Here is a 12,768-nt window from a genome sequence, read left to right on the forward strand (position 1 = left end):
GCCGGACCTGCATAGGCCCGGCTTCTTTGGTTCAGTGGGGTAAGGGACAGTTATTCTACCCCTGTAAGCTCTCCATTGGCGATCTGCTCGCGCTCGATCGACTCAAACAGAGCCTTGAAGTTCCCCTCTCCAAAACCATCGTCGCCCTTGCGCTGAATGAACTCAAAGAAGATCGGCCCGATCACGGTCTTGGAGAAGATCTGTAGCAGGATCTTGGTTTCGCCTCCGTCAACGACCCCTTCGCCGTCGATCAGGATGCCGTGTTTCTGCATCCGGTCCAGAGGCTCGTCATGACCGACGACACGATCATGGCTCATCTCATAATAGCTCGCGGGCGGCGCCGGCATGAAGGTGATCCCGCGTTCGGAGATTTCGTCGGTCGCCCCATAGATATCCTCGGTCCCGACAGCAATGTGCTGGATACCTTCACCGTTGTATTTCTTCAGATAGGACACGATCTGCCCGGTTTCGCCACGATCTTCGTTGATCGGAATGCGGATCCGGCCACAGGGGGAGGTCAGCGCGCGGCTCAACAGGCCGGTGAACTTGCCCTCGATATCAAAGAAGCGGATTTCCTTGAAGTTGAACAGTTCACCGTAGAACTTGAACCACTTGTCCATATTGCCCTTGTAGACATTGTGGGTCAGGTGATCGAGGTAGTAGAAGCCGACGCCGCGTGGTTTGGACTGCTTCAGCCACTCGAACTCTTCGTTATAGGGCGAGGTGTCATAGTACTGGTCGATAAAGTAGATCAGAGAGCCGCCGATCCCCTTGATCGCGGGCACATCCATGGTCTTGTCGTCGCCCTCATAGGCTTCGGCGCCTTTGGACAGGGCATGTTCGAACGCTTTTTGCGCGTCAACCACCCGCCAGCCCATCGAGGGTGCGCAGGGACCATGCTCGGCCACGAATTTCTCGGCAAAGCTACCGGCCTCGGCATTCAGGATATAGGTGATATCGCCCTGCTGCCACAGCTCCACGCCGGGCTTTGCCTTATGATGACCAACCAGCTCATAGCCCATGCGCGTAAACAGATCGCGCAGCTCCTGAGGCTCGGGGTGAGCGAATTCGACAAATTCAAAACCATCGGTGCCGGCCGGGTTTTCGGCGCTGATGACGGACTTCGGGGCATTATGCGGGAATGGACCCATGCGGCTTCCTCCAGATCGGGAATGGTGTAGCTGCATCCAGAATACCGCAATTCCGATGCTTGTTTTGCGCATAGTTTAGGTTACACCTAGGACCAGATGCGCAGAACGCGCATTCATCTAGTGATTTACGTGAAAGTTCCGCACATGTTGGACGCAACCGATCAGAAACTGCTGGCAGCCTTGCAGAAGGATGCCCATCTTACCGCGCAGCAGCTGGGAGAATTGCTGAATCTCTCTGCCAGTCAGGCGGGGCGACGCAGGCAGCGACTGGAGGCCGATGGCTATATCCGCAGCTACGAGGCGCGGCTTGATCCTGACAAGTTGGGGTTGAGCGTGCAGGGGTTTGTTCAGGTTCATCTGGAGAGCCACGGACCCGAACAGTCTGAGCGATTTTCCCGGTTGGTCAGATCGCGCCCGGAAATCACCTCCGCCTGGACGATGACGGGCGAAGCGGACTATTTACTTAGGGTATTTTGCACTGATCTGGCCGCCCTGAATCGACTTTTGCATGAAATTTTACTGCCACATCCCACTGTTGCGCGGGTCCAAAGTCAGATCGTCATGGCACAATTAAAAAGCGATGGCCCCCTGCCAACTTAAGGTTCCGTGAACACTCGTGCGATATACAAACACGGTACAGACTCAGAGATTGGATAGAGACCGTGTCCTTTGTAGATCGTCGCATTGAAAGCCGCCCCTCCCGCGGAGAAGCCCCATTTGGGCTGAACGAAGTATTTTTCTCGCGCACTGACAGCCGCGGGGTCATTCTTGCCGGTAACTATGTATTTCAAAGGGTGTCCAATTACGACTGGGAAGAGCTGCTGGGCGCGCCGCATCGCACCATTCGCCACCCGGACATGCCCAAGGGCGTGTTTCAACTGTTCTGGGACACGATCAAAAGCGGCCAGACCATGGGCGCCTACGTCAAAAACAAATCGAAGGATGGCCTGTATTACTGGGTCTATGCGGTTGTCGTGCCCTGCGGCGATGGCTATCTGTCGGCCCGCCTCAAACCCAGCAGCAAGATCTTTGACAACGTGCGCGCCCTATATACCAAGCTGTTGGCTGCTGAAAAAGACGAAGGTCTGTCGCCAGAGGAAAGCGCCGAACGGCTGAAGAGCTGGATCGTCGAACATGGTTACGAAAACTACCGCCAATTCGCCACAAAAGCGATGAGCGAAGAACTGATCGCACGAGACATCGGGCTGGAGAACGAGCCGGATCAGATGATCGTCGATCTGTGCAAGATGCTGGCCAACGCCAAGACGCTTGTTGCGGAAACCGAAGGTCTGATCAAAGATTTCGACGCCATGCACACGATCCCGCATAACCTGCGGGTCATCGCGTCACGCATTGAGCCGTCAGGCGGTCCGGTCACCGTGCTCTCGCAGAACTACGGTGCTATGTCGCGCGAGATGTCGGATTGGTTCGCGGCCCATGTAATGGGGAAAGACAGCAATTTTGCGGTGATTGAAACCGCCGTCGATGATTCACTGTTTGTCGAATGTATGGTTCGCGTTCTGAAGGAATGCGACATCCAGCTGCAGAAAGAGCGGCGCAGCCTTGGCGATGTCGACATGCAGGGCGAGCGTGAGGTACTGGCCGAACTGGTGGCTGCGCAGCTTGAGCGCGCGGGCAAAGGACTGGATCAGGTGGACCGCGAGGCCTCGCGCATCATGCATGCCTGCCAGGTCATGCACCGACATTTTCTTGGCCTCAGCTCAACCCGTGTCCTGTGTAAGATTGAAAGCGCCCGCCTGCCGGAATCGGGCGAGACACTTGCCGATATCATCGACCAGCTCGGCGTGTTTCAGGAACGTATTTCCCATCGCCTGGAACGTATCGCCAAATTGAGCAATGAAATCCGCTCGCTGGAACGCTGACACTGACCAAGCTGTTACGCGGCTCATTCTTTCGCATGGCGCTTTCGCGCGCCTGACCGGGGGCGCTCCTTGCTTTGGAGCGCCTCCGGGGTTCGTTGATCCCTCCGCATTTTGACATCCACGGCCGTGTCCCCGCCCGGTCTCATGATCGGTGGTGTGAAAGGCCGACCGGCGGCAACGCTCCGCTATCGGGACGGCGGCATGTTAGACGTTGCCAACACGCCCTACGCTTGCGATATCAAAGCCTATGGACGCATTTCTTTATCAGGCGACAATTTACCTAGCAGCCGCTGTAATTGCGGTGCCCATCGCGGCGCGGTTGGGCCTCGGTTCCGTGCTTGGCTATCTGGCGGCCGGGATCATCATCGGACCGGTTTTTGGCTTCGTCGGAAGCGAAGCAGAAGACCTGCGGCATTTCGCCGAATTCGGCGTCGTCATGATGCTGTTCCTGATCGGATTGGAGCTTGAGCCGCGCGCGCTCTGGGCAATGCGGAACAAACTGCTTGGCCTTGGGGGATTACAGATCCTTCTCAGCACCGTGGCCCTGATGGGCGCGGCCATGCTGGCGGGGGAGACCTGGCAGGTCAGCCTGGCCGTTGGTCTGGCGCTCTCGCTCTCGTCAACTGCGATCGTCTTGCAGACCCTCTCGGAGAAAGGCCTGATGCGTACCGGTGGCGGGCGGGCGACATTCTCGGTGCTGCTGACACAGGATATCGCGGTCATCCCGATTCTTGCACTGCTGCCCCTGCTCGCTGCCCAGCATGGCGCTCAGATCATTGGCGATGGATCCATTGCGCGCAGCGCCGAGGAAGCCCATGCGGCCTCCGGCCACGCAACGCTTTCTCTGGTCGAAGGGCTGCCCGGCTGGGCCGTGACGCTGGTCACCATTGGGGCGATTGCGTCCATTGTGCTGGCCGGTGTCTATCTTGCCCGCCCGGTCTTCCGCTTCATCCACGCATCGAATCTACGGGAGATGTACACCGCCCTGGCGCTGATGATCGTCGTCGGCATTTCCTTCCTGATGACGCTGGTTGGTCTCTCGCCTGCGCTTGGCGCCTTTCTGGCCGGGGTTGTTCTGGCCAACAGCGAATTTCGCCATGAACTCGAAAGCGATCTCAACCCTTTCAAAGGGCTGCTGCTGGGGCTGTTCTTCATCACGGTCGGGGCTGGCATCAACTACCGCCTGTTCCTGGCCGAGCCGGGCGATCTGATCGGCCTTGCGCTTCTCGTCATCCTTGCAAAAGGCATAGTGCTTTATTTTGTCGGCAAGGCCTTCGGCCTGAAGAAACGAAATCACTGGCTGTTTACGCTGGGCCTTGCACAGGCGGGGGAGTTTGGCTTTGTCCTGCTGGCATTTTCGCGGCAGCTCAATGTCGTGCCGCCCGAGCTGTCGGAAAAGCTGCTTCTGGTGATTGCATTGTCGATGCTGATCACCCCGCTTCTGTTCATCCTTTATGACGTGCTGTCGAAATACAGCAAGGACAACCCCAAGGAACAGGCCGCCGACGAAATCGACGAAGAAGGTCCCGTCATCATAGCCGGGATTGGCCGCTTTGGTCAGATTGTCAATCGTCTGGTGCGCGCCAGCGGGTTCAACACGGTTGTGCTCGATAGCAATATGGCCTCGGTACAGCTGATGCGCCGGTTCGGGGTGAAGAGCTTCCTCGGCGATCCGACCCGGCCAGAGCTGCTAAAAGCCGCGGGGATTGCCAAGGCCAAGGTTCTGGTTGTCGCACTGGATGATCGCGAGGCCGCGCTGAGGCTGGTCGCCCATGCCCGTCGCGGCCATCCGGAGCTGCATATCGTTGCGCGCGCCTTCGACCGCAACCACGTGTTTGAGCTCTATAAGGCGGGGGCGAATGATATCGTCCGCGAGATGTTCGACAGCTCGCTTCGCGCGGGGCGCTACGTTCTGGAGCAGATCGGCCTAAGCGAATATGAGGCCGCACAGGCTGAACAGACCTTTTATGCGCATGACCGCCATACTGTGCGGGAACTGGCGAGCCTCTGGATCCCGGGCACGCCGGCCAGTGAAAACCCAGCCTACATCGCCCGCGCCCGCGAGTTGGAAAAAGATCTGGAAACAGCCCTGCTGGAGCTTGCCGAAGCCAAGAAGTCCACTGACCAGAAGTCAGCCTGAGCGCCGATCCTGCCCCGTCGCGCCCCGGCCTAGCTGACCGAGACGCCCGCCTCTTCAAATGTCGCCATACCGCTGTGGCAGGCAACGGCGGCCCGCAGGACCTGGATCGCCAAAGCCGCACCCGATCCCTCGCCAAGGCGCAGGTCAAGCGAGAGAAACGGCGGCTTGCCCAGGTGGGTCAACAGCGCGGCATGGGCGCTTTCGGCGCTCTGGTGACCCGCGACCGCATGATCCAGCGCCGCCGGATGGGTCCGCATCAGGCAGGCCGCAGCGGCACAGCAGATAAAGCCATCAAGAATAACCGGGATACGCATCATGCGGGCCGCAGTCATCGCCCCGGCCATGGCTGCAATCTCACGCCCGCCCAAACGGCGCAGCGCCTCGACACCGTCGGTGATGGCTGGGCCATGCAAGGCCACTCCTTCGGCCACGACCCGGGTTTTGTTGGCAAGCCCGGTATCATCAATACCGGTCCCCCGGCCGGTCCAATCCGCAGCGTCGCCGCCAAACAGCGCGCAGGCCAGCGCTGCGGCGGGGGTCGTATTGCCGATGCCCATTTCGCCGACAACAAGCAAATCCGCAGCCGGATCCACCGACTTCCACCCGGTCTGAAGCGCGCTGAGCAGCTCGACGCTGTCCATGGCAGCGCCTTTGGTAAAATCCTGAGTCGGTTTTTCAAGATCAAGGCTGTGAACATCCAGCCGGGCGCCTGCCAGCTTGGCCAGCTGATTGATCGCCGCGCCGCCGTGTTTGAAGTTCGCGACCATCTGCGCTGTCACTTCACTGGGAAAGGCAGACACCCCCTGCTCCACAATCCCGTGGTTGCCGGCAAAGACGATCACCTGCGGCGCGCGGATCACCGGACGCTCGCTTCCGCGCCAGCTGCCGTACCAGATTGCCAGATCCTCAAGCCGCCCCAGCGAACCGGGCGGTTTGGTCAGTTGACTGTTGCGCTCGGCGGCAGCGGTCTCAGCCTGTTCGTCCACCCCCGGGGCCTGCGCAAGCTGCGCACGAAAGTGATCAAGCGAAAAGAGCGGTGACAGCATTGAAAGCCTCATTGCATCGAAGGGGTCGTCGCAGGTAAAGCGGATCATCCGTATGTACCCGTTCATCTTGACACCGCAAGCCCTCTGTGAGGCCCGCAAATGCGAAAAAACGACATATCTGGCATAGATTTTCTACTCGTGTTGATCTTGTTGACACGTTTGCCGATGCCAAAGTTGCAAAAACAACAGTTTGCGCGCCATGCGCACGCGGTCTGGGCCTTCCCCTTTGCCGGGGTTGCCGTTGCGTTACCTGCCTGCATTCTGTCGATGATGGCGCTGGCCTTCGGGCTCAGCCCGATGGTCGCGGCGGGGATTGCGCTGCTGACGCAGACGGTGCTGACCGGGGCGATGCATGAGGACGGGCTGGCCGATACAGCTGATGGGTTCTGGGGTGGCTTCACGCGGGAGCGGCGGCTGGAGATCATGAAGGACAGCCATATCGGCACCTATGGCGTTCTGGCCCTGATCCTGAGCGTTGGCCTGCGCTGGATGGCGTACGCCAGCATTCTGGCGGCGGCCGCCCCGTGGGCCCTGCTGCCTGTTGCAATGCTGAGCCGGGCCATGATGCCACTGGTGATGGCCGCGCTTGCGAATGCGCGCGGCTCGGGTCTGTCATCCTCCGTCGGCCGACCGCCTTGGCGTGCCTGCGGGCTGGGGCTGGCGATTGCGGGTCTGGTGGCGCTGCTGATACTGGGCTGGTCAGGCTGGGGCGTATTGCTGGCCATGCTTGCCGCGACAGCCGTGATCGCGGCAACCGCGCGTACCAAGATTCGCGGACAAACCGGGGATGTACTGGGGGCGACGCAACAGCTGAGCGAGCTTTCCGGGTTGCTGGTCCTTGCGGCGGCGCTTGGCTGAACAGCCATGCCTGGTTCCGGTCACTCCACCCCGCTGGTGCGGATTTTCAGCTGCCCGCCGCAATGTTTACAATGCACCGCGTCGATATCGTGGCGCGTCAATCCGCATTGGCTGCAGGTGTAGCGCACCCGCTGGGGGTTAAAAATCGCCTGAGCCAGCCGCACGAACAAAGTCACCCCCACAACCATGACGAAAACCGAAAATGTCTTGCCAGCTGGTGTGGCCATGGTGATGTCGCCGAAGCCGGTCGTGGTCAGTGTCGCCACGGTAAAATACAGCGCGTCAATGTAAGGATAATCGCTGCCGGATGTATCCATGAAGAACACCAGAGCCGTCATCGAGGTTGCGAAGACAAAGATGAAGAGGTTGATCCCCGCGATGATTGCATCTTCATGGCGGCGGAAAAACCGGCTGTCGCGCCGCAGGTCCTGTAGCAGATGATAGGAGTGGATCAGCCGTAGCCCTCGCAGGATACGTAGGAAAGCCAGCCCTCCCGGCAGGATCGTCTCCAGCAGCAGTGAGATCAGCACCACAATGTCGGCCAGCGTATAGATGCGCCAGAGCAGTTTGCGGCGGTTGCCGCTGATCCAGAACCGCGCCGCCAGATCCAAAGCGATGACGACACCGGCCATCCAGCTCAGCCCGATCAGCCAGGGACCATGGGGAATATGGGCCGTCGACATGAAGAATAGAATTGTAACCGCATCAAATCCGATCAGCCCGTAGCGAAACCGGACCGACGCACTGTCGGTCCCGCGATAGAGATCGGTCAGGCGAGTCTTTAGGTCCGTCATGGTGTTCTCTGCTCGTTTTTTGGGTCTTGGCTCGATGTGTCACACACGAACGCCGTCACGATCCACATGTCAGCGCCTAAAGCATAGCGCAAAAACGAAAAAGGCCACGCCCTGGAGCGCGGCCTAGGTTTCTTTGTTCGTATATCCGATGGATCGGACCCTGCGGCGATCAGATCTGGATCAGGCCGCGCGGGAGGTCAGCACCTCGTCCACCTGCTTGGCGGCGGAGATTTCGTCACCACCTGAAACCGCCGCAACCTCGCGCGTCAGACGCTCAAGTGCCGCTTCATAGAGCTGACGCTCGGAATAGCTTTGTTCACGCTGGTCATCGGTGCGGTGCAGGTCACGGACCACTTCAGCAATGGAGATCAGGTCACCGGAATTGATCTTCTGCTCATACTCCTGGGCGCGACGCGACCACATGGCGCGTTTGACTTTCGCCTTGCCTTTGAGCGTGGTCATGGCTTTGGCGATCACATCGGGGGAGCTGAGCGACCGCATGCCGATTTCGGTGGCTTTATTGGTCGGCACCCGCAGTGTCATCTTGTCCTTCTCAAAGGTGATCACAAACAGTTCCAGCGTGAAGCCGGCCACTTCCTGCTCTTCGATCGAGATGATCTGGCCAACGCCATGGGCAGGATACACAACATAGTCGTCAGGGCGGAATTCAGGCTTCTTCGATTTAGTCATACAGGTCTTTCCTCGCTCTGTGCCGACCTTCGGGTCGGCTGGGCTGCCACACATCCACGCGCGCGGTGATCCGAATACCCGCACCCACAGAAATGCCGCAGAAAAACCGCCATAGGACCCGTGCGTCGCAGGGCGCACAGTCAAGGCGGACATCCGTGGTTGGTCATTTACTGAAAGAGTATATCATATTTTCTGCCCCACAAAAAGGCAGCGCTCCGTGAAACATCATGGTCCCAATGGATCCAGACCCGAAAAATGCCATAAAACGGCGGGTCTCCGGTGCGGCCCGTTCCCGGACCGCGCAGTCTTGCAAAGGTGAGTCGCGAAGCAACCAGCCAGCTGGAGCCGCAGACACCTGCTGTTATCAGCCGCCTTCGCCGGGAGCTTCGGAGAAGTACTTCTCCAACTTGCCTTCTTCTCCGTCGCGTTCCTCTGCATCTGGCAGTGGATCTTTCTTGGAGACGATGACTGGCCACATTTCGGAGTATTTCCGATTGAACTCAACCCATTTGTCCATATCCGGCTCGGTATCCGGGCGGATCGCATCGGCGGGGCATTCCGGTTCGCAGACGCCGCAGTCGATACATTCATCCGGGTGAATCACCAGGGTATTCTCGCCCTCGTAGAAACAATCGACCGGACAGACTTCGACGCAGTCGGTGTATTTGCAGGCGATGCAGTTATCCGTAACGACATAAGTCATGGTGGCCGAGTCCCGTAGCTGTTTGGCTTGTAGCTAATTCACCCGAGCGCCGGCTTCAAGATGTCAAAACGCGCCATCCCGGCGACTAAGATCAAGCGCCCTGCGCTCTTTCTTATCCGGGCGACCTTTTCCTTCGTAGCGCGGATTACGCGGCACGGGGTCCTGTTTTTCGGTCAAATCAAAGTACAGCGCCTGTGCCTCTGGAGCAGGTCCGCGCCGTGTTCCAGGTGCTTCGACCCGGACGGTCCGGATGATGCGCCCTTGAGGGAAGGTCAGAACGTCCCCAAGAGAGACGTTCTGAGCCGGTTTTGCAATCTTGTTGCCATTGAGACGGAGATGGCCCGCGCTAACCATCTTGGCGGACAGGCTACGGGTCTTGAAGAACCGCGCCTGCCACAACCATTTGTCGATCCTGATCTTTTCAGAGACCTGCGTCATCCATGGCACCAGCAGCCGATCAATCGGATTGTTTCAGTCCCATCAGCGCCGCTGCAAAGGGATTGTCGGGATCAATCTGCTTTTCCTTCTTCGGCGGGCGGGCCGAATAGGTTTTGCTGCCCTGATCCTGACGGCCACCCTTCTTGCCGGGCTTGCCATCGCGGCCAGGCTTGCCGCCACGTGGTTTGCCCTTGCCGCGCGCAGCGTCGCCGCCACGCTTTGCGCCGCTCTCGCCAGCGTCCTGACCGCGACGGCCACCGCCGCGGTGGCCGCCCGTCTTCCGGGCGCGCCCCCAGGTGAAGGTGTAGAACACCTCCATCTCCAGCTCGTCGACATTGGCATCGGCAGCTTCGCCAACCGGGGTCTCGATCTCGGCGGTCTCGGGGATCGGATCAACAGCTGCCGGGTCGGCCATGGTTTCTGCAACCGGTGCCACCCCTGCGTCCTCAATCGCCGCAACATCAGCCGGAACATCAGCTGGCGCGTCTGCATCAGCGGTAACTGTTTCCGTAACGGCAGCGGTATCGGTCTCATCCGGGGCGGCGGCAGGCGTGTTTTCAACCTGTTGCGCCGCGTCCATCACCGGGATATCCGCATCAGGCGTGCTGGTTTCGGTGACCACCGTGTCAACCGCCTTGGCCTTGACCCGCTCGCCCCTGTCGGCCTGATAGCCAAGCCCCTGCATCAAATCTGCAAACTGCTCCAGCGTCATGCCGGTGATCGACAGCATGTCGGCCTTGGCCTCGAACCCGCCGCGGCTGTCTTCGGCGCGCAGCATGTCTGCAAGACGTTCGAGCATGTCGATACGGATCATGCGTTCGCCCGCGTTGCGATACCCGCACATGGTATCATAGCCCTGCGGAGCATCCTTGATCACAGGAACGGTCACCAGACCGGCAGGCGGTGCATCGGGGAATTCACCAAGACCCTCGGACAGAGCCCAGAGCACCAGCCGCAGGCGGGTCGGCGCCGGCTTCAAAAGCAGCGGCATGAAGATGGTGAACTGGCCAAAGCGGATGCCATGTTTGCGCAACGCGCCACGTGCGTCCTGGTCCAGATCTTTCACTTCCTGCGCGACACTGCCGCGCGGCAGCAGACCCAGACCCTCGACCATGCGGAAGGCAAAGCCACGGGCCAGGCCGGTCAGCTCCTCGTCGCGCTGCAGGTTGAGCAGCGGCTCAAACAGCGCGTTGATCTTGCGTGAGATGAAATGTTGCAGGCGGCGTTCGACCTTCTGGGCCACATCTGGGCCCGCAGTATCGTCGACAAACACCTCGATGCGCGGATTCAGCGGGTCAGCGCCGGCCACCAATTTGCCGACAGCATATTCACCCCACATCAGGCCGCCCTGATCGGTAAAATCAATTTCGGTATCCGGCGCGTTGTAAAAACGGTCAGCCCGGAGATGGAAATGCGGTGCGAGTGCTTGCAGGGAGGCGGATTTCAACGCCTTTGCCTCGGCGCCTTGTGCGCCCTTGTCCGGCGAGAACCGGAACCCTTCAAGACGACCAACGAATTCACCTTCGACGGTCACTTCACCCTTATCATTCACTTCGGCCAAAAGGGCCTCCTTCTGTTTGAGCCGGCGCAAAAGCACGGATGTGCGCCGGTCCACAAATCGCTGAGTCAGACGTTCGTGCAAGGCGTCCGACAATCTGTCTTCTACAGCGCGCGTCTCCCCGCGCCAATGACTTTCATCACGGACCCAGCCGTTCCTTTGTGCGACATAGGTCCATGTACGTATAAAGGCCAAACGTTTCGACAATGCGTCAATGTCGCCATCAACCCGATCAATCCGTTTGACCTGCCGCGCCAGCCAGTCGTCCGGGACAACGCCTGAGTCGTGCAAATACTGGAACAAAACGCCCAAGAGCCCCGAATGTTCCGATTGCGAGATACCGCGAAAATCCGGGATGCGACAGATATCCCAGAGCAATCGTACCGAGGGCGCGTTGGTTGTGCGCGCCAGAATTTCATCCTGCTGGGACAACGATTTCAAGGCGATAAGATCGTCCGCTTCGCGGGCGCGGATCAGGTTCTGATCGTCAGGCGCTGATTCGAGAGAGCGGATCAGTGCCTCTACCGTGCCGAATTGCAGCGCCGAGGAACGCCAGTTCAATTTCTTCAACGGCGTGAACCGGTGTTCCATGATCGCCTGCGCGACGCCATCCTCCAGCGGCGGGGCATCGCCGGTAACCCCAAAGCTGCCGTGACTCATCCCGCGCCCTGCCCGCCCCGCGATCTGGGCCAGTTCATTCGGGGCCAATTGCCGCATCCGGCGACCGTCAAATTTGCTGAGCGAAGAAAAGGCGACGTGATCGATATCCAGATTGAGACCCATGCCGATGGCATCGGTCGCGACCAGATAGTCCACCTCGCCATTCTGGTAGAGCTCGACCTGGGCGTTGCGGGTCCGGGGGCTGAGCGCGCCCATCACAACGGCTGCCCCGCCCTTCTGTCGGCGCAACAGTTCGGCGATGGCATAGACATTGTCGATGGAGAACCCGACGATAGCGGTGCGCGCAGGCATCCGGCTGAGCTTCTTGGATCCGGCATAGACCAGATCCGAAAGCCGTTCGCGGCGCATAAACTGCACGCCCGGAACCAACGCAGCAATCGGCCCGCGCATGGTGTCAGCGCCAAGAAACAGCGTCTCATGAGTGCCACGCGCCCTTAGCAGACGGTCGGTAAAGACATGGCCCCGTTCCGGGTCGGCGCAGAGCTGGATTTCATCCACCGCAAGGAAATCGCAGCCCATCCCCTCGGGCATCGCCTCAACAGTGCAGATCCAGTATTGTGCGCGCGGCGGCACGATACGCTCTTCACCGGTGATAAGTGCCACCACCGACGGGCCACGGGCGGCGACGACCTTGTCATAGACCTCGCGCGCCAGAAGCCGCAACGGGAATCCCATGACACCCGTGCGATGCCCCAGCATACGTTCAATCGCATAGTGCGTCTTGCCGGTATTGGTCGGCCCCAAAACCGCCAGGACCCGGGCGCTCCCGGAACTCTGCGTGCCTGTCATGATATTGCCCTCAACGCCCGAACCGAGCTCAACTGTC

The 12,768-nt window shown here is 59.6% G+C and carries 11 protein-coding genes; 4 read left to right on the plus strand and 7 right to left on the minus strand.

Going from position 1 to position 12,768, the window contains the following annotated elements; genetic code table 11:
- Positions 1-50 precede the first annotated feature (50 nt).
- Complete coding sequence (hppD, locus tag VWY60_RS11540) at positions 51-1,151, minus strand: 4-hydroxyphenylpyruvate dioxygenase (protein ID WP_340544789.1); 1,101 nt, start codon at positions 1,149-1,151, stop codon at positions 51-53.
- A gap of 144 nt (positions 1,152-1,295) precedes the next feature.
- Between hppD and VWY60_RS11545 the strand changes: the two genes are divergently transcribed.
- The 3 genes from VWY60_RS11545 to VWY60_RS11555 all read left to right on the plus strand — a co-directional run bounded on the left by VWY60_RS11545 (position 1,296) and on the right by VWY60_RS11555 (position 5,174).
- Entirely contained in the window at positions 1,296-1,751 is a 456-nt protein-coding gene (locus VWY60_RS11545) for an Lrp/AsnC family transcriptional regulator (RefSeq protein ID WP_340544788.1), read from the plus strand.
- Between the two features lie 62 nt (positions 1,752-1,813).
- On the plus strand, positions 1,814-3,034 hold the full coding sequence (locus VWY60_RS11550; RefSeq protein ID WP_340544787.1) for a PAS domain-containing protein: 1,221 nt from the start codon (positions 1,814-1,816) through the stop codon (positions 3,032-3,034).
- A 247-nt stretch (positions 3,035-3,281) separates the two neighbouring features.
- Positions 3,282-5,174, plus strand: a complete 1,893-nt coding sequence (locus tag VWY60_RS11555; RefSeq protein WP_340544786.1) for a monovalent cation:proton antiporter-2 (CPA2) family protein — start codon at positions 3,282-3,284, stop codon at positions 5,172-5,174.
- A 29-nt stretch (positions 5,175-5,203) separates the two neighbouring features.
- On the opposite strand, the gene cobT is transcribed toward VWY60_RS11555, so the two are convergent.
- Positions 5,204-6,220: a nicotinate-nucleotide--dimethylbenzimidazole phosphoribosyltransferase gene (gene cobT, locus VWY60_RS11560; protein ID WP_340544785.1), complete on the minus strand. Its 1,017-nt coding sequence runs from the start codon at positions 6,218-6,220 to the stop codon at positions 5,204-5,206.
- 99 nt (positions 6,221-6,319) lie between these two features.
- Between cobT and VWY60_RS11565 the strand changes: the two genes are divergently transcribed.
- A complete protein-coding gene (locus VWY60_RS11565) occupies positions 6,320-7,078 on the plus strand; it encodes an adenosylcobinamide-GDP ribazoletransferase (protein ID WP_416540535.1) in 759 nt (252 codons plus the stop codon).
- Between the two features lie 20 nt (positions 7,079-7,098).
- Here VWY60_RS11565 and VWY60_RS11570 read toward each other — a convergent pair whose 3' ends face one another.
- The 5 genes from VWY60_RS11570 to VWY60_RS11590 form a co-directional block, all read right to left on the minus strand.
- Positions 7,099-7,872 (minus strand): ion channel, encoded by a 774-nt coding sequence (locus tag VWY60_RS11570; RefSeq protein WP_340544783.1) that lies wholly within the window; start codon positions 7,870-7,872, stop codon positions 7,099-7,101.
- Between the two features lie 180 nt (positions 7,873-8,052).
- A complete protein-coding gene (locus VWY60_RS11575; protein WP_340544782.1) occupies positions 8,053-8,562 on the minus strand; it encodes a CarD family transcriptional regulator in 510 nt (169 codons plus the stop codon).
- 364 nt (positions 8,563-8,926) lie between these two features.
- Positions 8,927-9,265: a ferredoxin FdxA gene (gene fdxA / locus VWY60_RS11580; protein ID WP_008559821.1), complete on the minus strand. Its 339-nt coding sequence runs from the start codon at positions 9,263-9,265 to the stop codon at positions 8,927-8,929.
- Positions 9,266-9,328: 63 nt separating this feature from the next.
- Positions 9,329-9,703: an RNA-binding S4 domain-containing protein gene (locus tag VWY60_RS11585; RefSeq protein ID WP_416540536.1), complete on the minus strand. Its 375-nt coding sequence runs from the start codon at positions 9,701-9,703 to the stop codon at positions 9,329-9,331.
- Positions 9,704-9,722: 19 nt separating this feature from the next.
- A complete protein-coding gene (locus tag VWY60_RS11590; protein ID WP_416540537.1) occupies positions 9,723-12,731 on the minus strand; it encodes a helicase-related protein in 3,009 nt (1,002 codons plus the stop codon).
- Positions 12,732-12,768: the final 37 nt, after the last annotated feature.

This window comes from Phaeobacter sp. JH20_26 (assembly GCF_048056275.1).
In the GTDB taxonomy this organism is placed as follows: Bacteria; Pseudomonadota; Alphaproteobacteria; order Rhodobacterales; family Rhodobacteraceae; genus Phaeobacter; species Phaeobacter bryozoorum.

What these genes read in the sequence shown, in the direction of transcription:
- hppD (WP_340544789.1), bottom strand. Translation starts at nt 1,151, where the DNA reads ATGGGTCCATTCCCGCATAATGCCCCGAAGTCCGTCATCAGCGCCGAA.
- VWY60_RS11545 (WP_340544788.1), top strand. Translation starts at nt 1,296, where the DNA reads ATGTTGGACGCAACCGATCAGAAACTGCTGGCAGCCTTGCAGAAGGAT.
- VWY60_RS11555 (WP_340544786.1), top strand. Translation starts at nt 3,282, where the DNA reads ATGGACGCATTTCTTTATCAGGCGACAATTTACCTAGCAGCCGCTGTA.
- cobT (WP_340544785.1), bottom strand. Translation starts at nt 6,220, where the DNA reads ATGCTGTCACCGCTCTTTTCGCTTGATCACTTTCGTGCGCAGCTTGCG.
- VWY60_RS11565 (WP_416540535.1), top strand. Translation starts at nt 6,320, where the DNA reads ATGCGAAAAAACGACATATCTGGCATAGATTTTCTACTCGTGTTGATC.
- VWY60_RS11570 (WP_340544783.1), bottom strand. Translation starts at nt 7,872, where the DNA reads ATGACGGACCTAAAGACTCGCCTGACCGATCTCTATCGCGGGACCGAC.
- VWY60_RS11575 (WP_340544782.1), bottom strand. Translation starts at nt 8,562, where the DNA reads ATGACTAAATCGAAGAAGCCTGAATTCCGCCCTGACGACTATGTTGTG.
- fdxA (WP_008559821.1), bottom strand. Translation starts at nt 9,265, where the DNA reads ATGACTTATGTCGTTACGGATAACTGCATCGCCTGCAAATACACCGAC.
- VWY60_RS11585 (WP_416540536.1), bottom strand. Translation starts at nt 9,703, where the DNA reads ATGACGCAGGTCTCTGAAAAGATCAGGATCGACAAATGGTTGTGGCAG.
- VWY60_RS11590 (WP_416540537.1), bottom strand. Translation starts at nt 12,731, where the DNA reads ATGACAGGCACGCAGAGTTCCGGGAGCGCCCGGGTCCTGGCGGTTTTG.